At 56.7% G+C, this 22,002-nt stretch carries 25 protein-coding genes and 1 pseudogene; 18 read left to right on the top strand and 8 right to left on the bottom strand.

Going from position 1 to position 22,002, the window contains the following annotated elements:
• Complete coding sequence (locus tag EPL03_RS17805; protein ID WP_004594585.1) at positions 1-351, bottom strand: ArsR/SmtB family transcription factor; 351 nt, start codon at positions 349-351, stop codon at positions 1-3.
• A 114-nt stretch (positions 352-465) separates the two neighbouring features.
• Here EPL03_RS17805 and EPL03_RS17800 point away from each other — a divergent pair, with 114 nt between their 5' ends.
• Positions 466-1,026 carry a DoxX family protein gene (locus EPL03_RS17800; protein WP_004594586.1) on the top strand — a complete coding sequence of 187 codons (561 nt, stop codon included), beginning with the start codon at positions 466-468 and terminating at the stop codon, positions 1,024-1,026.
• Positions 1,027-1,056: 30 nt separating this feature from the next.
• The gene (locus EPL03_RS17795) at positions 1,057-1,455 is read left to right on the top strand and encodes an SHOCT domain-containing protein (RefSeq protein WP_049909614.1); all 399 of its coding nucleotides are present in this window, start codon (positions 1,057-1,059) and stop codon (positions 1,453-1,455) included.
• 11 nt (positions 1,456-1,466) lie between these two features.
• Here EPL03_RS17795 and EPL03_RS20525 read toward each other — a convergent pair.
• The 3 genes and pseudogenes from EPL03_RS20525 to EPL03_RS20375 all read right to left on the bottom strand — a co-directional run.
• Positions 1,467-1,639 (bottom strand): annotated as a pseudogene (locus EPL03_RS20525) (universal stress protein); the annotation flags it as partial.
• A gap of 283 nt (positions 1,640-1,922) precedes the next feature.
• The gene (locus tag EPL03_RS17785; protein ID WP_004594588.1) at positions 1,923-2,321 is read right to left on the bottom strand and encodes a hypothetical protein; all 399 of its coding nucleotides are present in this window, start codon (positions 2,319-2,321) and stop codon (positions 1,923-1,925) included.
• Between the two features lie 188 nt (positions 2,322-2,509).
• Positions 2,510-3,097 carry a hypothetical protein gene (locus EPL03_RS20375; protein ID WP_204365967.1) on the bottom strand — a complete coding sequence of 196 codons (588 nt, stop codon included), beginning with the start codon at positions 3,095-3,097 and terminating at the stop codon, positions 2,510-2,512.
• Positions 3,098-3,315: 218 nt separating this feature from the next.
• Between EPL03_RS20375 and EPL03_RS17775 the strand changes: the two genes are divergently transcribed.
• Complete coding sequence (locus tag EPL03_RS17775; protein ID WP_004594590.1) at positions 3,316-3,816, top strand: CBS domain-containing protein; 501 nt, start codon at positions 3,316-3,318, stop codon at positions 3,814-3,816.
• A gap of 68 nt (positions 3,817-3,884) precedes the next feature.
• Here the strand turns inward: EPL03_RS17775 and acnA are convergent, their stop codons facing one another.
• Positions 3,885-6,668 carry an aconitate hydratase AcnA gene (gene acnA, locus EPL03_RS17770; protein WP_135830620.1) on the bottom strand — a complete coding sequence of 928 codons (2,784 nt, stop codon included), beginning with the start codon at positions 6,666-6,668 and terminating at the stop codon, positions 3,885-3,887.
• A 71-nt stretch (positions 6,669-6,739) separates the two neighbouring features.
• Entirely contained in the window at positions 6,740-6,937 is a 198-nt protein-coding gene (locus tag EPL03_RS17765) for a heavy-metal-associated domain-containing protein (RefSeq protein ID WP_004594594.1), read from the bottom strand.
• 134 nt (positions 6,938-7,071) lie between these two features.
• Between EPL03_RS17765 and EPL03_RS17760 the strand changes: the two genes are divergently transcribed.
• The 7 genes from EPL03_RS17760 to EPL03_RS17730 all read left to right on the top strand — a co-directional run bounded on the left by EPL03_RS17760 (position 7,072) and on the right by EPL03_RS17730 (position 13,954).
• Positions 7,072-7,662: an AsnC family transcriptional regulator gene (locus EPL03_RS17760; protein WP_004594596.1), complete on the top strand. Its 591-nt coding sequence runs from the start codon at positions 7,072-7,074 to the stop codon at positions 7,660-7,662.
• 94 nt (positions 7,663-7,756) lie between these two features.
• The gene (locus EPL03_RS17755) at positions 7,757-10,363 is read left to right on the top strand and encodes a heavy metal translocating P-type ATPase (RefSeq protein WP_004594598.1); all 2,607 of its coding nucleotides are present in this window, start codon (positions 7,757-7,759) and stop codon (positions 10,361-10,363) included.
• A gap of 17 nt (positions 10,364-10,380) precedes the next feature.
• Complete coding sequence (locus tag EPL03_RS20855) at positions 10,381-10,605, top strand: DUF7123 family protein (RefSeq protein WP_004594599.1); 225 nt, start codon at positions 10,381-10,383, stop codon at positions 10,603-10,605.
• Positions 10,602-11,603, top strand: a complete 1,002-nt coding sequence (locus EPL03_RS17745) for a DUF63 family protein (RefSeq protein WP_004594600.1) — start codon at positions 10,602-10,604, stop codon at positions 11,601-11,603. Before EPL03_RS20855 ends, EPL03_RS17745 begins: the two co-directional genes overlap by 4 nt.
• A gap of 28 nt (positions 11,604-11,631) precedes the next feature.
• Positions 11,632-12,807, top strand: coding sequence for an NAD(P)/FAD-dependent oxidoreductase (locus EPL03_RS17740; RefSeq protein ID WP_011222414.1), 1,176 nt, complete (start codon positions 11,632-11,634; stop codon positions 12,805-12,807).
• A gap of 307 nt (positions 12,808-13,114) precedes the next feature.
• Positions 13,115-13,660 (top strand): DoxX family protein, encoded by a 546-nt coding sequence (locus tag EPL03_RS17735; RefSeq protein ID WP_229772977.1) that lies wholly within the window; start codon positions 13,115-13,117, stop codon positions 13,658-13,660.
• Positions 13,661-13,666: 6 nt separating this feature from the next.
• Positions 13,667-13,954 carry a hypothetical protein gene (locus EPL03_RS17730; RefSeq protein WP_004594603.1) on the top strand — a complete coding sequence of 96 codons (288 nt, stop codon included), beginning with the start codon at positions 13,667-13,669 and terminating at the stop codon, positions 13,952-13,954.
• Between the two features lie 264 nt (positions 13,955-14,218).
• On the opposite strand, the gene EPL03_RS17725 is transcribed toward EPL03_RS17730, so the two are convergent.
• Complete coding sequence (locus EPL03_RS17725) at positions 14,219-15,217, bottom strand: universal stress protein (RefSeq protein WP_004594604.1); 999 nt, start codon at positions 15,215-15,217, stop codon at positions 14,219-14,221.
• A 579-nt stretch (positions 15,218-15,796) separates the two neighbouring features.
• On the opposite strand from EPL03_RS17725, the gene EPL03_RS17720 reads away from it, so the two are divergent.
• From EPL03_RS17720 to EPL03_RS17685, 8 genes are all read left to right on the top strand, one after another.
• A complete protein-coding gene (locus tag EPL03_RS17720) occupies positions 15,797-16,168 on the top strand; it encodes a DUF411 domain-containing protein (protein ID WP_229772983.1) in 372 nt (123 codons plus the stop codon).
• Between the two features lie 52 nt (positions 16,169-16,220).
• Positions 16,221-16,592, top strand: coding sequence for a hypothetical protein (locus tag EPL03_RS17715; RefSeq protein WP_004594606.1), 372 nt, complete (start codon positions 16,221-16,223; stop codon positions 16,590-16,592).
• 7 nt (positions 16,593-16,599) lie between these two features.
• Positions 16,600-17,481, top strand: coding sequence for a class I SAM-dependent methyltransferase (locus EPL03_RS17710; protein WP_004594607.1), 882 nt, complete (start codon positions 16,600-16,602; stop codon positions 17,479-17,481).
• A gap of 349 nt (positions 17,482-17,830) precedes the next feature.
• On the top strand, positions 17,831-17,971 hold the full coding sequence (locus EPL03_RS17705; protein ID WP_011222411.1) for a YHS domain-containing protein: 141 nt from the start codon (positions 17,831-17,833) through the stop codon (positions 17,969-17,971).
• A gap of 59 nt (positions 17,972-18,030) precedes the next feature.
• Positions 18,031-18,633: an AsnC family transcriptional regulator gene (locus EPL03_RS17700; RefSeq protein ID WP_004594609.1), complete on the top strand. Its 603-nt coding sequence runs from the start codon at positions 18,031-18,033 to the stop codon at positions 18,631-18,633.
• A gap of 216 nt (positions 18,634-18,849) precedes the next feature.
• Complete coding sequence (locus tag EPL03_RS17695; protein WP_004594610.1) at positions 18,850-19,473, top strand: ABC transporter ATP-binding protein; 624 nt, start codon at positions 18,850-18,852, stop codon at positions 19,471-19,473.
• A gap of 127 nt (positions 19,474-19,600) precedes the next feature.
• Entirely contained in the window at positions 19,601-20,203 is a 603-nt protein-coding gene (locus EPL03_RS17690) for an ABC transporter permease (protein ID WP_004594611.1), read from the top strand.
• On the top strand, positions 20,200-20,952 hold the full coding sequence (locus EPL03_RS17685; protein WP_004594612.1) for an ABC transporter permease: 753 nt from the start codon (positions 20,200-20,202) through the stop codon (positions 20,950-20,952). The genes EPL03_RS17690 and EPL03_RS17685 overlap by 4 nt, the downstream gene beginning before the upstream one ends.
• Before the next feature lie 284 nt (positions 20,953-21,236).
• Here EPL03_RS17685 and EPL03_RS17680 read toward each other — a convergent pair whose 3' ends face one another.
• A complete protein-coding gene (locus EPL03_RS17680; RefSeq protein WP_004594613.1) occupies positions 21,237-21,983 on the bottom strand; it encodes a plastocyanin/azurin family copper-binding protein in 747 nt (248 codons plus the stop codon).
• Positions 21,984-22,002 lie beyond the last annotated feature (19 nt).

The following is a 22,002-nucleotide window of genomic DNA, read 5'->3' as shown; positions in this document are numbered from 1 at the left end:
TCAGTCTCCCCGCATTTCCTCGAAGATGGTCGTAATCCGGTCGGCGGGGTCAGGCCGGATGTCGATGTTGACGTCGAAGCCCTCCGCCTGCAGGAGGATTTCGATGCGTTCGAGGCGCGCCTCATACTCGCTGTAGTGTCGTCCCCCGGGGTCGACGTGCGTATACTCCTCGAGGAGGCCCTGCTCGACGAGGCGGGTGACACGGCGTGAGACGGTCGGGCGTGACATGTCACATTCCTCGCTGAGTTCCTTCGCAGACAGTCGGTCGGTCTTCGTCGCCACGAGGATGTCGCGAGCGTACTCGTCGTTGAGTGTAGCGAAGATTTCCGACGGGTCGGACTCCTCGGTCACACGTCTCTACTCGCGACAGGAGCGTAATATAGCCCGCCGATTTTCTGACTCAGAACGCCGGCTCGCTACTATATCGTCTCTGCCTCCGTACTGATAGTTGAAGGTGCAATAACTATGTCCACACTTGACTCCGGCATGAACCAGCTCGAGAGCAGAGTCGGCGGCCTGACCGTCGGCGGGAAAGTTCACAGTCTCAGTGCGTGGTTCGTGCTCGCGCTCCGTCTCATGATGGGGTACGCGTTCGCGTACTCTGGGTTCACGAAGATCACCGGCGAGTTCGGCGCTGGCGGCTACCTGTCGAACGTCGCGGCGACCAACGGGAACCCGCTCGCGGGCCTGTTCGCGTGGATGGGCTCGACGCCGTGGTTCGTCGAATTCGCCAACGTCGCTGTCCCGTGGGGCGAGCTGTTCATCGGACTGGGCCTGCTCGTCGGCGCGTTCGTCCGCCTCGCGGCGTTCTTCGGCGCGCTCATGATGCTCATGTTCTACTTCGGCAACTGGGACATGGGCCACGGGTTCATCAACGGGGACTTCGCGTACATGCTCGTGTTCCTCGCGGTCGCCGCGTTCGCCGCGGGCCGCATCCTCGGGCTCGACCAGTACATCGAACAGTACGAGATCGGTGGAGAAGCGCTCGTCGAGCGCTACCCCGCCCTCGAATACATCCTCGGCTAACCACGCCGAACTCTCTTCAGGAGTACAATAATGCAAAATCCAATTCAATCACGCGGGATTCGTTCTCTGGGACTCATCGTCATCGGAGCACTGACGCTAGCCGTCATCATTGGAATGACCCTGACGCATGCTGCTGTTCCAGATACAGTTATGTGGGACTGGCATGACGGGATGTGGAATGATGGTCACATGGCCGGGTGGGGAATATGGAGCTGGGGGATAATGTTGATCGGTTTGCTGTGGATGGCACTTCTAATCGCCCTCCCCGTCTACATCGTCTACTGGCTGACAACGCGGTCGTCATCGGACGGCCCCACCGAGGATAGCGCACTCGCTGTCCTCCAGGAACGGTACGCTCGTGGCGAAATCGACGACGAGGAGTTCGAACGCCGGCGTGCTCGACTCACGCCTGACGGCGGCCGTTACTGACTGTTCTTCCGCTACTCGTCGACTTCCGTCTTCACGACGGTTGCTGGGCGGGTCGTCAATCGCAGGACGCGGTCGGTTACGCTTCTAAGCAAAGCCCGGTATTCTTCCGGTCGGTGTTTCGTCCGAGCACAAGTAGATCCATATCTTCGGCGTCAGCATACTGTACAATCACCTCTGCCAGTCGGCTGGCCTCTGCTACCGCGATTGCGTGAGATTCAGCCTCCTCAAAAGCAACGCCCCGTCAGTTGAGAGCAAAATCTTGTCGTACATCCTCTTTCCCCGGAGAAACTAACTCATAATAACCATCGCTCTTGGATAGTGGCGTAGCTGGTAACACCTTTTGTAACTTCACAAAGTTTGGAGATTATCGTCTCTCAGGGTTGAAGAGTCGAGGGTTTGGCTCTGTTTAAATCCTTCTCTTCAGACTCATACTCGTCCGAAACAGCTGGTCGCTGAAAAGTGCAAACCTAACATTGCTGCATGGATTTCGGCCAGTACTCTACACTTCCATTGTTGAGTAACGAGAATCGAACTCCGACGCAGTTCTCGTCGCCGTCAACGAACTCGGCTATATCGACCTCACGGGTTTCGCCATCCATCATGGTCCGGACGACGTAGTGACCTGGCTCATCGACAGGGTCCTCCACGTTGATGTTTGCAGTATCCGACGTCGCTCCCAACTGGTACGTTTCGGAAAACACCGACTTACCGTCCTCTTCGACGACCACGTCAACTTCGTACTCTTCCTCACGGTCGTTCTGTAACCAAATCCATGCGAGCTGTGGTTGTGGCCGGTTCTCGCCAATTTCGAGACAGCCGCCGAACAGCGAAGTCACACCGAGTAAGAGAAGGGCACGCCGCTTCATGTGGGTGCTATCCCGGTTGGAGTGTCATAGTGATTCGGATACTCAACCGGCTATACACCTATGTATACTACCTATCCTGAACGATTTGCGGGTGATGATTGTAGATCTGAACGACCGAGTCAGCGGTAAGACCGCGTCTGCAATCCGAGTGGTGGTAACTGATTCTCGATCAGTGGAGGGCCGGTCCGTCACTTATCACTGAGATGTGGATACACTAACTGGAGTTCGCCATCCAGCGTGTAGTCACTACTGAGAGTGCCGCCACCCGAGAGTTCGATGGTTGTGTGGATATTGAGGCGTGTAGCCGTTTCTGACCCCGGAATTACGATGAGATTGAGTGTGCTGATGGTTTCGTCTGCGAGGTCGTCTAAATCGGTGATCTCGATGATCGTTCCGAGCGCTTGATCAGGCGTATAGAGTGCTACCGATGGTGGTGGAGAGCTATCCCCTTCCACTGGCGAGACGACGGCGACCTCTGCGGGGGATTCCATTGCTGTTTCGGGCATCCAAACTCTCAGTTTGATCGATTCCACGTTCGTCCCGCCCCGGTGCCATATCTCGGTCGATAGATCGATACGTCCGGATGTCACGCTTCCATCGACACTTAAGTGACCGACCTCCTCGTCGTTCTCTGTGAAAATGAGAGCCTTCCTCCCGCTAGATTCCGTATTTACAGTCGGTTCAGAGAGTGTTTTGCTACCCGAAATTGTACTACATCCTGCTGTTGCGGCGACGCCAGCAGCACATACAGATGCAAGGTACGTCCGTCGGTTCACGTGGGGAAAGAGGTTTCCAGTTCATAATGTCGTGAGGAACGCTCAAACCCGTATTTGGGTCTCGATCGCTCTCACATCTGGATCGATACCTGCATTACCTGTACTGATCGATTGAGGGTACAAAACTATCAAATACTGAGGATTTCAACAGAGCCGGGGATTTCTATGACGACCAGCTGATGCTAAGCTATTTCCTGTTATGAATCGTACTGATTAGCATGGGTACCAGACCAACTGACCTCCGGATGGACATTGGGCGGATTGCTGACGAGTCGGTCGCCCGTGTCACGCCTGACGCCACGGTTGCCGAGATCGCTCACACGATGATCTCCCAATCGCGGTGTGCCAGGTACGTGGTCGTCGAAGAATCCGATCAGATCTCTGGTATCATCACCGATCGAGACCTGATTGCTAACCTGCTCACCGAGGAAAGCGAGTTAAGTGTGCTCACAGCCGAGACGAGTGGAGACGACGTACGAGCTGCTGACGTGATGACGCGTGACCCACTTACTGTGCCAGCAGATGCTGAGATTCCAAAAGTCCTGAGACAAATGAACGAAGCGGGTGCTCGACACGTCCCGGTTGTTGAAGACGGGAGCGTTATCGGGATGATCACTCTGGACGATTTAATTACGCATGTTGCTGGTGAGAGCGCACACGTTTCAGCTCAGATGGATAACGTAGCGGGCATCATCCGAACAGAGTCTACGCACGATTGAAACGCTAATTTGGACTCAAAGTTTTTCGTGTTGCTTGTGCTTCCAGAAATAGAGTCAGTTGAGAGAGATTATCGCATGAGGAGCCGTCTAAGGACGTAGTGGAGGATGCCGCCGTGTTCGATATAGGTCACGGCGGCCGGCGTGCCGACCTGTGCTGTGACCGGGAACTCGACAGTCGACCCGTCCGCGCGCTCGGCGATAACGGTCAGTTCGTCCATCACATCGAGCCCGTCATCGAGGCCGTGGATCGTGAAGATCTCAGACCCATCCAGACCGAGAGATTCCCACGAGTCGCCATCATCGAACTGCAGGGGGAGCACACCCATGCCGACGAGGTTGTCGCGGTAGATGCGCTCGTAACTCTCGGCGATGGTTGCGCGAACACCGAGTAGGTCCGTTCCTTTCGCCGCCCAGTCCCGGCTGGAGCCGGTACCGAACTCTTCGCCTGCCATCACGACGAGCGGGACTCCCTCCTCGCGGTAGCGCTGGCTGGCTTCGAACACGGTCGTCTGCTCGTCGGTTGGGTGGTGGATCGTATAGCCACCCTCGACATCGTCGAGCATCTCGTTCTCGATGCGGACATTGGCGAACGTTCCCCGCATCATCACCTCGTGGTTGCCCCGGCGCGCGCCGTAGGTGTTGAACTCGTGCGGCTCAACGCCGTTATCGAGCAGCCACTGGCCGGCAGGGAGGTCAGATCCGAAGGGGCCAGCAGGGCTGATGTGGTCGGTCGTAACGGTATCGCCGAGTGTCAGCAGGCAGCGTGCATCCTCAATATCGGCGACGCCGGGTTTTTCGAGGGGGAAGTCCTGGAAGAACGGCGGCTCTCGGATGTATGTCGAGTTGTCGTCCCACTCGTAGACGTCACCTGTGGGCGCGTCGAGAGCAGCCCACCGCTCGTCACCCTCGAACACAGAGGCATACTTCTCCTCGAACATCTCAGGAGAGACGTTCTCGTGGATTGCTGCCTGCACGTCCGCTGCGTCGGGCCAGATGTCCGCCAGATACACCGATTCCCCCTCCTCGTCGGTGCCTAGCGGCTCGTTCTCGAGGTCGACGTCCATCCGCCCTGCGAGGCCGTAGGCGACGACGAGCGGCGGGCTCGCGAGGTAGTTCGCGCGGATCTTCGGGTGAATACGCGCCTCGAAGTTCCGATTCCCGGAGAGGACGCTCGTCGTCCAGAGGTCGTGGTCGTCGATCGCTTGATCGATGGGATCAGGAAGTGGTCCGGCGTTCCCGATACAAGTGGTACAGCCGTAGCCGACGACCGCGTACCCGAGCTCTTCGAGATACGGAAGCAGGCCCGATTCCTCGAGGTACTGCGTGACGACACGACTGCCGGGTGCGAGACTCGTCTTGACGTACGGCGGGACATCTAAACCTTTCTCGACGGCGTTCTGGGCAAGCAGACCAGCAGCGATCATCACCGACGGGTTCGAAGTGTTCGTACAGCTCGTGATGGCGCTGACGAGGACGTCTCCGTGTCCAATTTCCACTGTCTCACCGTCGAGGTCGACCTCGACGCGTTTGGTTAACGGGTGCAGTTCCGATTCGGGTTCGACCTGAACGCCGCCGTCGGTCTCCGCATCAGCTGCACCACCTTCGCCGAGCCACCGCTGTAGGGCGTCTTCGTCGACATCATCGAGGTCGTCTTCGAACTCCCCGTGGAGAAGTCCCCGGAAGCTCTGTTTCACGTCCCCCATCGGAATCCGATCCTGTGGCCGCTTGTGTCCGGCCAGGCTCGGTTCGACTGTCGAGAGATCGAACTCGACCACCTCGGTGTATTCCGGTTCCTGTTCTCCGAACAGCCCTTGCGCTTCGAGATACTCGCGGACGAGGTTGATGTGGTCGGGATCCCGTCCGGTGAGTTCGAGATATTCGAGCGTCTGCTCGTCGACCGGGAACATGCTGATCGTCGAACCCTGTTCGGGCGCCATATTGGCGATCGTGGCCCGGTCGGGGACTGTGAGGTTCTCCACACCAGGACCGAAGAACTCCACGAACCGGTCGACGACGCCGACCTCGCGGAGCCGTTCGGTAATGTGGAGCACGAGATCCGTCGCCGTCGCGCCTTCGGGTAATTCGCCTTCGAGACGGACGCCAACGACCTCGGGGAGTTTCATCGTAACCGGCTGGCCGAGCATCGCCGCTTCCGCTTCGATGCCGCCGACGCCCCAACCGACCACACCGATGCCACCGATCATCGGGGTGTGGCTGTCCGTGCCGACGAGCGTGTCCGGCAGGAGCCAGTTCTCGCCGTCTTGCTCGCGGGCGTGGACGACCCGGCCCAGATGCTCGAGATTCACCTGGTGGACGATGCCGGTACCCGGCGGGACGACGTTGAAGTTCTCGAAGGCGTTCTGGGCCCACTTGATCGCGCGATACCGCTCGGCATTGCGCTCGTACTCCAGTTCGACGTTCTTCTCGTAGGCGTCTTCGGAGTCGAAGTAGTCGACCTGGACGCTGTGGTCGATCACGAGATCAATAGGAATCTCCGGTTCGACCAGGGTTGGGTCTCGATCTTTTCGGTCGACTTCGGATCGAAGGGCCGCCAGGTCGACGACTGCGGGCACACCAGTGAGGTCCTGTAGGACGACTCGTGATGGAGAGAACGGAACCTCCGCGTCCGGTACGTCTGGCTCCCAGCCAGCAGCATTCTTGACGTCCGCCGCAGTAACAGCTTCGCCGTCGGCGTTCCGGAGCACCGACTCAAGCAGAATACGGATGCTCACCGGGAGCGTGTCGAGGTCACAGAGTCCCTGTTCTTCGAGTGCTCGAAGATCGGCCATCTTGTACGTCGTCCCGCCGACGTCGAGCTCGCGGACGGCATCGAACGGAAGTGTATCAGTCATAGTATCTACACCTGGGATTGGCAGTCGTATCAATCCCTCCCCGAATCCGATTCGACGAGAATCGGGATTTGTTACGCGGAGGCATCGTATCCAGCGTCTTCGACCACAGTCACGAGTTCATCCCGTTCAGCGGACCCTTCGACTGTCGCGGATTCTGAGTTGCGATCCGCAGTTGCGGAAGTAACCCCCTCAACTTCTTCGAGTGCTTCTTCGACCGTCTGCTCGCAATGTTCACAGGTCATTCCTTCGACGGTGATTGTCTGAGTCATATCCATTCGTAGATAGGGGCGAGTATTCTATGTGGTTTTCTGCTTGGAATCCAATGTTATCGCAGCCTAGAATCGCCGATTTCGAAGGTGAATAGTGGACAACAATAATGTATCCTGCGAGACGAAGCGGTCGTATGCGCAATCTAGATGAAACCGACCTGGAAATCCTCTCGTTACTCGCTGATGACGCCCGCCGCCCGTTCAGCGATATCGGCGAGGAGGTCGGTCTGTCGGGGCCGGCCGTTTCCGACCGGGTCAAGCGATTACAGGAAGCTGGCATCATTAACAACTTCACGATTGACGTCAACCGAGCTCATCTCCGGGCTGGTGTTCCGGTATTTATTCAAGCCGAAATCGGCTCAGCATCGCTGGAGACCGCCCGCAATCAAGTTCGGGAATCCGATGGCGTTGAACACGTCTTCACGACCGCAGAAGGGGATCTTTGGTTCTATGCTCGTGTCGAAGCCCAGAACGTTCGTCAGTGGGTAGATGGACTCTTCAACGAGGTCGATGTAGCGGGTTACACCGTCACACTAATCGACGAGATCGAATGGACGCCGTCCGTCGATGGCGTCGAATTTGCGCTCACCTGTGCCGAATGTAACAATACCGTCGATAATGAGGGTGAGACGACGCGAATCGATGGTGAGATCTATCACTTCTGTTGTCCATCTTGTCTTGCACGGTTCGAAGACAGGTATCAGCGACTCGAAGAGGGAGCATAACGCGCTCTTTGGAATCTAAATTTTCCCGCGGTCGAAAACCCACCTCTCGAAGCAGCAAATCGCCTAAACCTAGACCCCGTATAGTAGAACAAGCATGACAAGCCAAACAATCCATCTTGATATCACGGGAATGTCCTGCGCCAACTGTTCGGCGACGATCCAGGACACTCTCGAATCGCTCGACGGGGTATCGGAGGCGGATGCGAACTTCGCCACCGACGAGGGTTCCGTCACCTACGACCCTGAAGAGGTATCGCTCAAAGAAATCTACGACGCGATCGACGAGGCCGGGTACGGCGCAGTCTCTGAGACGGTAACGATTGCCATCTCCGATATGACCTGTGCCAACTGCGCCGAGACCAACCAAACCGCTCTTGAAAATATTCCGGGCGTCGTTAATGCGGAGGTCAATTACGCAACCGACGAAGCACAGGTCACCTACAATCCTGCGGAAGTATCTATTGGTGCGCTGTACGATGCTATCGAGGAGGCTGGCTACTCGCCCGTCCGCGAAGATGGTGCCGACGAAGAGTCGGGCCAGGACGCACGAGATGCCGCCCGTCAAGCCGAAACTCGGAAACAACTCAGGTTGACCCTCTTTGGGGCAGTGTTATCGGCACCGTTGCTCTTCTTCCTCATCGACAATTATCTGCTCGGTGGCGCGATCGTCCCTGAAGCCGTCTTCGGTGTGGAACTTGGCTGGGTTGAGTTCCTCCTCGCCACGCCGGTACAGGCGATCCTCGGCTGGCCGTTCTATAAGAACTCGTACAAGGCGATCGTGAAGAACGGCCGCGCCAATATGGACGTGCTGATTGCGATCGGTTCAACAACGGCCTATCTATACTCTGTGGCAGTCCTTGCTGAACTCATTGCAGGTGGACTTTATTTCGACACGGCAGCCCTCATCCTCGTGTTCATCACGTTGGGTAACTATCTCGAAGCTCGGTCGAAGGGCCAAGCGGGTGAGGCCCTCCGAAAGCTCCTCGAAATGGAAGCCGAAACGGCGACCATTGTCCGCGAGGACGGCAGTGAAGAAGAAGTTCCACTCGAAGAGGTCACAACTGGTGACCGGATGAAAATTCGTCCAGGTGAGAAGATTCCCACAGACGGTGTCGTTGTCGACGGTCAGTCTGCCGTCGACGAGTCAATGGTCACTGGCGAATCTGTGCCTGTCGAGAAAGAGGAGGGCGATGAGGTCGTCGGCTCGACGATTAACGAGAACGGCGTCCTTGTCGTGGAGGCGACGAAGGTTGGAGAAGACACGGCCCTCCAACAGATCGTCCAGACAGTCAAGGAGGCCCAGTCGCGCCAGCCCGACATCCAGAATCTCGCCGACCGCATCTCCGCGTACTTCGTGCCTGCGGTCATCGCGAACGCCCTTCTCTGGGGTGTCGTCTGGTTCCTGTTCCCCGAGGCTCTCGCTGGCTTCGTCGACTGGCTCCCGCTGTGGGGTCAGGTTGCTGGCGGCCCGGCCCCGGTCGGTGGGACCGTTTCAGTCTTCGAGTTCGCGATAATTGTCTTCGCGTCCTCGATCCTCATCGCCTGTCCCTGTGCGCTGGGGCTGGCGACGCCCGCAGCGACGATGGTCGGGACGACGATTGGTGCCCAGAACGGCGTCCTGTTCAAGGGCGGTGACATCCTCGAACGCGCAAAAGACGTCGACACGGTCGTCTTCGACAAGACGGGCACCCTCACGGAGGGTGAAATGGAACTCACCGACGTGGTCGTCTTTGATAGCGATGGAAATGTGGTGACTGACGGTGGCGAGCCGACCCCAGATGGTGGACAGCTCAGCACCCGTGAGCGCCTCTCAGAGGATGATGTGCTTCGACTGGCGGCGATAGCTGAAAGCGGCAGCGAACACCCGCTCGCCCGTGCAATCGTCGAAGGGGCCGAAGAACGCGGCCTGGACGTGACTGAGCCTGACGACTTCGAGAACGTTCCGGGCCACGGGATCAAAGCAGTCATTGGTGACAGCGAGGTGCTGGTCGGCAACCGCAAGCTGCTGCGGGACAACGGGATCGACCCCTCTCCCGCTGAGGAGACGATGGAACGCCTCGAGAACGAGGGGAAGACGGCGATGCTGGTCGCCTACGAGGGGGAGCTCGTGGGTGTGGTCGCCGACGCCGACACAGTGAAGGAAAGCTCCAAGCAGGCTGTCACAGCACTCCAAGAGCGGGGAGTTGACGTGATGATGATTACGGGCGACAACGAGCGAACTGCCCGTGCGGTCGCTAAACAGGTGGGTATCGACCCGAAGAACGTCCGCGCAGGAGTCCTTCCTGAGGACAAGTCCAACGCGGTCGACAGTATTCAAGACGAGGGCCGGCAGGCGATGATGGTCGGTGACGGCGTCAACGACGCTCCGGCACTCGCGGTCGCACACGTCGGGACAGCAATCGGCTCCGGCACCGACGTCGCCATCGAAGCTGCAGACGTCACGCTGATGCGAGACGACCCGCTCGACGTGGTAAAGGCGATCCGAATCTCAGACGCGACACTCCAGAAGATCAAACAGAACCTCGTGTGGGCGCTCGGTTACAACACGGCGATGATTCCGTTAGCGTCGCTCGGCCTCCTCCAGCCCGTGCTCGCTGCAGCAGCAATGGCGTTCTCGTCGGTGTCGGTGCTGACGAACAGTCTCCTGTTCCGGCGGTACACCCCCGATCACGACTACAAGCTCTTCGGATTTCTTCGCTAACCGTCACCTCTAGATCAATGTCGAATATTTCCCGGCACACGGTTCGAAGGTACCTCGTCGAGACAGCCAGTAGCGAACCGACATACCTCCGGGCTCGCGAGATTGCCAGCGACCTCGACGGATCTCCCAAGGCAGTCGCGCAGTATCTCAGCCAGCTCCAGGACGAACTCACAATCGTTTCACTCGAACAGTGGGGGCGCTCGAAAAGCACGACGTGGCGATTGGAGGTGAACGGGTCGTGAGTACTGTCACCCGCCGCGTCGAGACTGTCCTTCCGGAGACCGGCTCACGCGAGTGGTGGGCGCTGTACCTGCTGGCCCCGCTCGTCCTCCTCGGTGGGGGCATCCTCGTGTTTCCGACGTTGGTCTACGACCGGTTCATCTGGCAGTATCTCTGGGGACCAGTCGTCGCCGATGCGGCCGGTCAGCCAGTCACGCACGAGGGGGTTCGTGCTGTCCAGGGCTACAACGCGGTGAACACGGTAATCTACCTCGCGGCAGTCGTATACAGCCTCCCCGGACTACGTGCGTATCTCGACCAACTCGACGTCACGTTCGACGCACGACTGGCCTACGGGTTCGCTCCGATCATCATCGCAGGTGGGGCGATGCGCGCCCTCGAGGATCTCGGGCTGCTCGGGGACTACGCGGTGTGGTTCATCACGCCATCGATTTACATCGTCGTCACCGCTGTCACCATCCTCGCGCTCGGTGTCGGTGCACTCTTGCGTGACCAAAATATCGGATCTATCCCGCTAACAGTCGGGCTCGTCGGGTCGGTGTGGGCTGTCGGGGCCGTCTGGTGGGCTGTTTGGCACGGCCTCTCGACATCGACCCCACTCCGCCTATGGGTTCCTGTCGCGACGACGGGGATAGCGCTCGGCGTAACCGCACTCTACTACTGGGGCGCGAGTTTCGTCAATATCACACACCTTCGACACCCGCTAATTCTGCTGGCCGTTTTCGGCCAGTTGTGGGACGCTGCGCAGAATCTCATCGGTGTGACGTTCCTCGGCTACTCCCCAAAGCTGGTCGTGACGAATCTCGTGTACCAGGCGACTGGATTCTCCGGATCGACGTTCGTGCTGAAACTCGTCGTGACTGTCGGCATCGTGTGGTATCTCGCCGATGCGAAAGAGGAGATGAATCACACGTGGTGGTGGCTTATGACGTTCTTCATCGGAGCGATCGGACTCCCGATGGGCGTTCGTGGGTCACTTCGGATGCTGTTGGGAGCTTAACGATGGCCTCAAAGATTGGCAAAAACCGATGACACGAACGTCCAAAATTGCGGTAATAGGTGGAGGGATGGCCGGGCTTGCAGCAGCTGCTGGATTCGACGACGCTGGATTCGTCGTCGAACTATATGAGCGGCAGTCCTACGATAGCAAACGCGTTAATTGCGGAGAAGCGATGACAGCGGTATCGAAGATCCCACTCGAGCCGACTGTAGAGAACGGCTTTCTCAATCCGCTGCCAGCGATGGAAGTGGAGGTGTATGACGGAATCGACGCCGATCGCCACCGCACTGGAGCCGGCACCTTTCCTGCTGCGGATACATATATAACGGACCGAAATGTCGTTGAGCAGTCCTGGGCAGAACAACTCTCAGAGAAGGGTGTTGACATCCACGAAAACCAGTCTATCACACGGACAGATTTCCACGAGTTCACCGATGAGTATGATCTCGTCGTTGATGCAACCGGTCAGCCATCACTCTCTAGTAAAGCGCTCGGAACAACCAACGAGTATTCAGGATATATGGTAGCGCTTAACAGTGATGTCGAAGGGGACTTCACCGAGTTGTACCCGAACAGCCGGATAATTCTGGAGAACTATACAGGGTACTCGTGGGCATTCCCGAAGACATCGCAACGAGCCAACGTTGGTATCGGCTGGACGGTCAGTGACCGGCCTAGTGATTATATGAAGGCATTGAGGGAAGCCTGTAAGCGGAATGGGTGGCCAGTCCCGTCGCAGGAACGGACGAACGTCGCAATCATTCCCGAGGGACCAAGCCTTGATCCCGACAGAACCTATCTACCGGAGCATTCCGTCGTACGGGTGGGTGATGCTGCAGGTATCGCAAACCGACTCACCGGAAAGGGGATCTCACAGGCCGTTGAATCGGGATTCTTGGCCGCAGAGTTGGCTAACAGCGGCCAATTACACAATTTTCCTGACAGTTTATATCAGAGGATGAAAACGGAGTACATTTTCGCCACAGTTGTGAGATACTTTCTTGAAACTCGTAATCCCAAGGTTCTGGGAGCAGCAATTCGTGCCGCTGCCGGGATCGATATTGAAGACGTTGACCGGTCTCCGAGTACAGTTCTACTGCGTCTCCTCCGCCACCCTGTTTTGTTTGCCCGTATTTTCTCGAGACGACGAGTTTTAAACCGTGTCTATGGAGGAATGACTAACCAATGGGAGTTGATTAATTGACATCCGCTCGAGTTAAATTCTCAGAATCTGTTAGCTACTGGGAGGATCGGTAAGTACAGAGGATTAAATCAGCAAATGGAGTCCCTCAAGCGAATTTTCCGAGATCCAGAATTCGGTGGGCTCGGCTTCATCAGTGTTCCCGCTTACACGCCCCAGCACACAATCAGTCCGTAGAGGGTGACCGAATTCCTTCTTGAGAATCATCCAACTCACCTCGGATATCCGCGTTCCTGAAATGAGCCCCGACTCTTAGAAATCACGAACACCATCAATCTTTTTTACTACATCTGACAAAATCAGCCGTGAGGTGAAGTATGCCATGTCAACTCAATCCATCCGTACGAATTTTCTCGGAACCGAGACGTCGTTCTCGGTCTCGGGAGCCTGGTTGTCGTATTGGATCCTGCTGCTCCGGCTGACCGCCGGGTGGTGGATGCTCCACGCTGGCCTTGACAAAATCTGGGCGTGGCCCTTCGACGCCAGCTGGTTCGTCGGCGGAGCCGCTCAGGGCACGATTCTCGCCCCCTTCGTCACGCCGTTCAGCGACGGCATCCTGTTGGCGTTCGTCAACGTGGCGGTACCGCTTGGGCAAACCGCCATCGGTCTCGGGCTGATACTCGGTGTCCTCACGAGGACCGCCGCCTTCTTTGGTGCCTTCATGATGCTGTTCTTCTACTTCATCAACGGCTACGGTGGCGGCTGGGCCAACGGTATGGTCACGGGTGAACTCCTTGGGATCATGGTCTTCGGAACCATTGTGGCACTTGGAGCGGGCGGCGTCCTGGCAGTCGATAACCGCCTGCGTGAGATGGAACTGTTCGAGAACACGCGATTACGGAAACTCCTCGGGTGACTACCAATGAGTGACTTATCAACGGCAGACCAAATCGCCATGTACGTCGGCGGTGGCCTGGTTGTCTTGGGCGTCGTCGTGATCGGCCTGCTCGACATGCTACTGGGAGCCGGGCACCCAGTCGATAGCGAGGGAGCAATCGAACACGCTGCAGTGGTCCCCATCGACATTAGGGCGGGCATCATCCTGCTCGGCTTGGTGATTTGGGGACTCGTCGCCGTTTACAAGTTTGCCGCAGGGTCGGCACCGTCGGGATCGACTACGGGCCAAACCCCATCCGGCATGGACGACTAGTTCAACAACTCAGTCCGTGGAGCCATTTGCCAGTTAACTTTTCGCGTTGCTCGCACTAACGTCCATCTGATGCACCTAAACGTGAAGACAAACACGATTTTTAGGAGTAGCCCTGTCGTTTCTTGGTTTTCCTTCTGGTCAGTACGCGCGCTTTATTCAGCAGAACGAACTTAACACTCTTTGGTTTGGTAGAAGAAACGGGGATTAATACGCAATTAGAATTTCCGAATTTAAGACTGAAATTAGTATATTACAAATAATATTTCAATATAGCCTTGACTTCCGATTCTGGTTTGTCTTTCGAAGAAAGGTGTACGGGTGTTTTTTCAATTCAGCTGTCCTTCGGTTAATCGTTAGAACGGGGTAATCTGCTTCCTCGATCACTTGAGCTGCGACGCTTCCCTGTAATAGCCGACGAATGCCAGTCAATCCTCGTGTCCCCATTGTAACAAGGTCGATGTCAGTCACCTCAGTGTATTTGAGAATCTCCTGCTGAGGTTGACCAAAGCTCAACGTAGTTCGGACAGGAACGTCCAAGGTCGCTGCCTTCTCCGTAATGTCCTCCAAGAGCCGAGTTCCCCGCTGTTCCCAAGAGTCAGTGACCTCTTCCCACGTGAATCCAGGCCGACTCGAATAGGACTGTTCGGAAATGATAAAAAGTCCATGTAGGGTTGCATCATACCGTTTAGCAATTTGTAGCCCATGTTTGAAGGCCACAGATGCCTCGTCGTATCCATCCGTAGGCACGAGAATATCTGTGAACTGACTAGTAGATAACTCTCCTACCGGATCAGAGGGATCCATATCAGGTATCGTCAAGACAGGAAGAGAGATATTTTGAATGATGTGGCTGGAGACGTCTCTCCGGAGAATTCGTGCTAATCTAGTCTGTGTAGGTTTCTGGTGGACAAGCAAATCGATATCATTCTCCTCAGCGTATTCCCGAATAACACCTGGAGAGTGCCCACTATCCACTGCTGGTATCACATTGAGTCCGAGCGAGTGGGCCTGATCCACCACGGGTTCAATTACCGCTGCTGCGTCCCATTCCTCTTGTTTAGTGACTTGATCGGATTCCACCTCCGTGCGTTCCTCATCTTGAATATATAACACGTGGAGAGCCGCATCATACGTTTCTGCAAGTGATAGGCCATATTGGACCACTGAGTCCCTTATATCAGCTCCGTAGAGTGGAATGAGGATCTGGTTGTACAGGTTGATGTCCGCACCTTCTCGAACTTCTAGATGGCTGGGGGAGTTCATACATATCTATACGTAACGACGATTTACCGTGCTTTCTGTTAAGAATCGAAACCGGGAGAACAGTCTCTGGGGTGGTGACTTGAGGCTTTTATCGCAAGTAACTCGCTATAGCACGTCTATTTCGAAAAGAGTGGAGACGTCGTTTGGAGTCGCATCAGTTCGACGAGAGCGTATTTCCCACAGTTTCGAGGAGTGAAGTGTCGGAGTCGGTGCGACGAGTCATGCTCTGGGTCATGTTGGGCGCAATTTAAGGCCGATATGCTCGTTGACGGAAAACCGTCACGGCAGCACCCTCGACCGATGAGGGTCGCCACATAGAGACGAATACGGGACTCTGACCTTTGGGGTTTCCTCCTCAGAACTGAAAGTCACCTTCCCCGTCGTGCTTGAATCCGTTCTCAATACACAGGAAAGGTCGACGTACAATTGAATACTTCCGAGCCAAGTGACGAGCATATGGAACGGGCCGTAACTCGTCGCGAACTACTACGGGTCGGTGCGACGACAGTCGCACTCGGAACCGCCGGTTGTTTGGGGTCATCGAGTGGGGATGAGTGGGATATCGAGGGAACGCTAGCGGTGACGAACGCCCAACAATACAGTTCACCAGGCTGTAGCTGTTGTGGAAAATATGCGTCGTACCTGCGGGAACAGCTCGACACGACGCTCGGGGAAACCGAAACCGAGGACGTGACGGATCTCAAGCGCCAACACGGTATTCCATCGGATCTACAGAGCTGTCACACACTCGTCCTCGACGAGTACGTCGTCGAAGGACATGTTCCTGCCGAGGTTATCGCGACGATGCTCGAGGAAGAGCCGGCGATTGACGGCATCGCGTTGCCCGGGATGCCGGCTGGATCGCCGGGGATGGGCGGGACGAAGTCCGACACATTCACCGTCTACAAACTCGGCGGCGGAAAGACAGGTGACGTGTACACCGAAATCTGAACAGAAAACACCTGGTCAAGATACTTTGGGACGGCAGTCGACACCCTAAACAATGATTCGACGACTCCTCCACGATCTCGGATACGTGCTTGCATACGTCCTTTTCCTCGGCGCGAATACGCCAGAATCGGTCGTTACCCGTCTTCGCATCGCCTATCGCCTTGTCGGTGTCCGGATCGTCGAGACGCCACAGGTTGATTCGGTCGAACGGACGATCTTCCTGTGTCCGTACCGAAATCTGGGCACTACGTGGGTTAGGGAGAAGTGGATCTGTCACGACATCCTGGACCGCGTCGACGACGGATACGTGACGTATCTCCGACGGCACAAGGGAATCGACTACCAGCGTCCTCGCGGGTGTGCCGACCTCGCGTACTGCGACGAATCCGAGTACTGCTATTCGGAGGTTTCCGAACTCGAGTAGGTGGCCGATGGATCAGAGTACTCTCCGCCACCGAATCACCGACCAGTTTTCTTACCGCGGCGAGCGAGCCGATATCTGGCGGGCGTTCGACCTCCTGTTCGATACTGACGAGTTCCTCAATCTCGGCTACTCGGAGTGGTACCAGCCACATATAGCCGGTTCGAGTCAACGTCGCCTCGTCACGGAAGTCGGCTCAAGGGTCGCGTCGCATCTACCCACAACCGACGGAGTGCGCCTCCTCGATGTCGGCTGCGGTCGGGGGGGTCCAGCCCTCCACCTCGCCTATCAGTTCGGCTTCAACGTCACTGGTGTCGACCTCGTTCCGTACAACATCCAGATGGCAACCGAGAACGCACGGGGTAAGCACCTCGATTCCGAGTTCATCATCGGTGACGCGACACAACTCCCGTTTACCAGGGACTCGTTTACCGCGTGTACAGCCATCGACGCACTCGTATACCTCCCCGAGCGGAATCGCGTTTTCGCTACAGTCGCAGATACCCTCGAACCCGAGGGGGTTCTCGTAGTCTCCGATCTCGTGATGCAGTCAGACGTGACTGAAACGGAACGGAGATTGGTCGATTCATTTGCGGATGCGTGGGATATGCCGTCCTTGGGTACTGTTGAAGGATACAAAGCTGCTCTCGACGAGACGAGCTTTGAGCTCAAAGCGGTCGAAGATATCACGAAACACAGCGTCGGACGCTTCCGAAAGTGGACGACGCTGTACCTCCAGCTACTCACGAGCCCGCTCCGGGCTCTCATTGAACGACTGTTAGGAGCGTATGATCTCGATCCCCCAGCGATTACTGAGCAGGTACGGAAGGCTCACCACGCGCTGCCGTTCCTGCGACACGTTATCTTCGTTGCGGAACTAGAGACTACTTGACTGCTACTTGCACGGCGCAAGAAAGAATCGGATCGTCACGTCGACGCTTGAGCATCCACGAATTTGGATGGACCTGTGGGGTCTTCACTGCTCGTGATTGTCGTGTGGTGGATCGTGACCCATAGGTTTAGAATTGGTTCAGACTCCAGTATTTATATAGGACACAGATAGGAATCCGTTGGTATACTCGAACGATAGTTCGGGATTGTGAGGTACTAACCGTTGATTGTGGAGTCAGAAAAGCCAAACCGTGCAGCACGGCTCAAATCGCTATGTATCCCGACTTTGGATTGCTAAGAACAAATTGCTTGATTCAGGCCCTCGTACCATTGATGTGGGGTGAAACCGAATGGCAACTGATCCAGTCTGTGGAATGGACGTCGATGAAAGTGATCCGGCGGCCACAGCTGAGTACGACGGTCAGACGTACTACTTCTGTGCCGAGGGCTGCAAGGAGACGTTCACCTCGACACCGGAGGAGTACGTCTAACCGTCACACCCCACACCTGCGTCGTAGCTCCCCCACACCCACCCCCATTCCGCCTTTCGATGACCCAACCAGAACTTGACGACACGGATCGCGAAATCCTCCGTCTTTTAGCGGAGAACGCGAGACGACCCTACAGCACTATTGCTGAGGCTGTAAATCTTTCACCCCCGTCCGTTTCAGCACGCGTCCGTCAGTTGGAGCAAGAAGATGTCATTCGTCGATTCACCGTTGATCTCGACCTCACACAGTACGAAAACCGGATACACGTCATGGTACGCCTCCAGCCTGAGCTCGGAAAGACGGATTCTCTTCGAGAATCGATCCTCGAGACCCCAGCCGTAGAACACGTATTCACAACTGCGGAGGGCGAAATCGTAGCTGTTGCGACGCCGCCGCGGAATACAGTCGGAAACTGGGCGCAGCAATATCTACCACTGACTGACGTGCGGCGATACGACGTACAACTGCTGTCGAACGCTGCTCAATCAGCGTATGCCGAGGGGACTGAATCCGCACTCAAATGTGCAAATTGCGGAACCACTGTCGGTGAAGACGGACTAGCCACCCGTGTCGGTGGTTCACTCCAGCAGTTTTGCAGTGAGAACTGTGAAACAACGTATAGGGAACAGTATACAGAAAGTCAAGAGAAATCTGATGCTTAGAGTCTAGCATTAGCTGTATACTCAATTCCTGATTGCTTACGAGTTTGCTGCAAATAGTTTTGATTTGAAACAGTAATCGCAGTGAATTAGAAGCGTGTGTATACACCTATGGAAGCGTCCACAACCACCAAAGGAGAAGCTACAAGCAACAAGGTACTCGTCCGTGCTAATGAGATTGAAAAAACGTACGGATCGAGTTTTCCATTTACGCGGTCAGTGACCGTCCTCACCGATGCCGATCTCGAAATTCGGACGGGGGAAATCGTCGGGATCGTCGGCGCGAACGGGTCGGGCAAATCCACGCTCATGAACATCCTCGTCGGTGTCCTCGAACAGGATTCCGGAACAGTCGAACGGACGGGAACCGTTGGCTGGTGTCCACAGGAACCACTGCTTTACGACCGCTTGACGGTCGGAGAGACGTTCCGACTGTTCGGTTCCGGATACGGAATGACCGCCGAAGAAATCGACGAGGCCAAACACCGCTTGGCGTCGAAACTCGATTTCGAGCAGTACCTTGACTACCGAATCGACCAACTCAGTGGTGGAAACCGGCAGAAAATCAATCTCAGTATCGCCCTGATGCACGATCCGGACGTCCTCATGCTGGACGAGCCCTACACTGGATTCGACTGGGAAACGTATCTCACGTTCTGGGATCTCGCCGAGGAACTCGCTGCCGACGGAACAGCTGTCACGATGATTTCACACCTGATCGAAGAGCAAAGTCGTCTCGACCGCATCTATGAGGTTCGTGACGGACAGGTCTACGACGTGACTGACCAGGAAGGCGAGACTGATGCAACGGCCAGTGAACGGGGGGAAGAGACCGATGAATAGGGTTTGGACGGGGATTCGGGCGAACGTCTCCACCTTCCTCAGAACCCCCCTGAATGTTGTCCTAGCACTTCTCCTTCCGATTGTCGTTATCGAAGGCTGGGGACAAGCAATGGCTGGGTTACCAAGTATGCCGACGGTCGAGGCGATTCCGATCGAGCTAGGTCGCCTTCTCGGAGCGATATTCGGGGTCGCCATCATTGCCGGCCTGATGGGACTCGCGCAGATGATTAGTGCGCGTGCAGCCGATCGGCGACTCGTTCAGACAGGCTATCCACCCCGAACACTGCTTGCGACTCGATTAGCGGCGCTCGGAGGAGTGACCGTTGTCGTGGCTGCCGTAAACTACGGCGTTCTCTGGCTGACGATTTCACCGGGAGCCCCTGTCCTGACGTTCGTATTCCTCGTACTTGCCGGCCTCGTCTATGCGTTTCTTGGCGCACTCGTCGGGGCGCTCCTTCCACGACTGTTCGAAGGCTCGCTCGTCGTGGTGTTCCTTGCAATGATGGATGCGTTCCTCAGTGGCGACAGTCCGCTGGCCGCCGACGTTCCCGAGTTCGTGGAATACTTCCCGCTCTATCATCCAAAGGAACTCCTTCAGGAGGCGATGTTCCAAGGCACATATACGACGGGTGATCTCGGCTTCGTCGCCGGATACCTGCTAGTCCTGCTTGTACTCGTCACCGCAGTGTTCGGAGTGACGATGCGCACCAGTGGTGGGTGGTCCGCATGAGTCGTACGACAACGGCGTTCACAATCGGCATCAAAGAACAGGCGCGAAACTACGTCCTCGTCGCTCTACTGGTCGTCCTACCGGTCTCGTTCATCACGTTGGCGTTCGCAGTCACCCAGGACGTCGAGATGCCGGTTCGGACGCTCGTCGACGGTGAGACGGTGACGGTCATGCGAGGGATGCCTGAGGTCCACGGCGTGATTATGACGCCGATTACGAGCGCCCTCATCGCGGGACTCGCCGGGTTGTTCCTGATGCGAGAAGCCAAAGACACAGACGGTCGTCTGGCAGTCGCCGGCTATCGTGCACGACAGGTAATCACTGCCCGGTTTGGGGTCCTCGCAGCAATCACTCTCATCGTTACCGGCGTCTCAGTCGGCGTGATGCTCGTCGATTTCCAGCCTGAGCATCTCTGGTGGTTCGTCGCAGCGATGCTCGTCGTCTCGGTCACGTATGGTCTCATCGGGATGCTCGTCGGGGCCGTTTTCGACCGCCTAGCCGGGATGTGGCTAATGCTGATTCTCCCGATGCTCGATATCGGACTCTTCCAGGATCCGCTGTTCATCCAGTCCGAGCCCGAATGGTGGATGAAACTACTCCCCGGCTATTGGCCCGTCCGTGTGATGGTCGATACCGGACTCACAACGGACGTAGATACGACTCTCTCATTGGTGTGGGCTACTGGATACCTCCTCCTCGTAGCTGTCCTCACAATCGGCGTCTACTACCGAATTACACAGGAGAAGTAAGATCAGGCCAGTAGACTACTTACTCCGGTAACTGTAGGGGAGAAGACCCAAACAGCACTATATCCAGCTTCGCTCAATTGGATAGTTTGACTCGGATTTCACTACGACCGTCTGATCGGGCAAACGGTTCGGTGGACTCTGGTTGCTGCTGTGTCCCTCGTTCTCTGGGCACCGATGAGTGCGGCTTACGTTCCGCGGAGAAGTGCCGCGGCGTAGGAACAGGTCTTCGAAGGACTCCTGAGCGAGGGACCTCGGGCGTGTAGAAATGGCGACGACACCGCGCCTTACCGAGATGGATCTTCACTCCCAGTCTCCAACCGTTCACGACGCTTCTGGAACTCTTCTTCGTCGATCTCGCCTCGTGCGTAACGACGTTGGAGGGTTTCCATAGCGGAATCGTCACTCTCTGGAGGTGCATCGCCTCGACCCATTGCCCAGTAGAGGAAGCCGCCGACCAGCCCCAGCATCCCGAGTGCCCCGCCGACGAACGGCAGCCCACCGAACCATCCACCGTTCCGGCCGTGCATCATCCCTGGACCCATCATTCCGCCATCGGTACTCCCACTGCCGTCGACGTCCGAGCCGACGGCAACGGCGCCGTTCTGGACGATCGTTTCGCTGTCTGGGACCTCGCCGTCCGGGATCGGGCTGTCTTCAGCTGGACCGCCAGGGCTACCAACGACGATGCGACCGACCATGCCGACCGTCTTGTGAGGGATGCAGTAGTAGTCGTACGTTCCGGGCACCTCGAACGTGTGCTCGAAGCTCCCCTGCGAGATGGTCCCGCTGTCGAAGGCGGTGGCGTCGGCGGGAACGCGGTCCGGATAGGCCGTCGCCGAGTGAGCTCCGGCTGCTATCTCGAAGCGGACGGTCGTGCCAGGTTCGACGTGGAGCCCGATCGGGTCGAAGTAGTTGTTGCCCATCTTCACGACGGGCGTCTCCTGTGCGGCGACTGGTTGGGTGAATCCCGCACTCGCGACTGTGCCAGCACCGAGCGCTCCCAGGAACTGGCGTCTACTGTAGTCTGTCATTGTAGCTGGTTGGCTTCTG

Origin of the sequence: Halorussus halobius (assembly GCF_004765805.1) — an archaeon.
GTDB classification, from domain to species: domain Archaea; phylum Halobacteriota; class Halobacteria; order Halobacteriales; family Haladaptataceae; genus Halorussus; species Halorussus halobius.
This window is presented reverse-complemented; position numbering and strand designations above follow the sequence as displayed.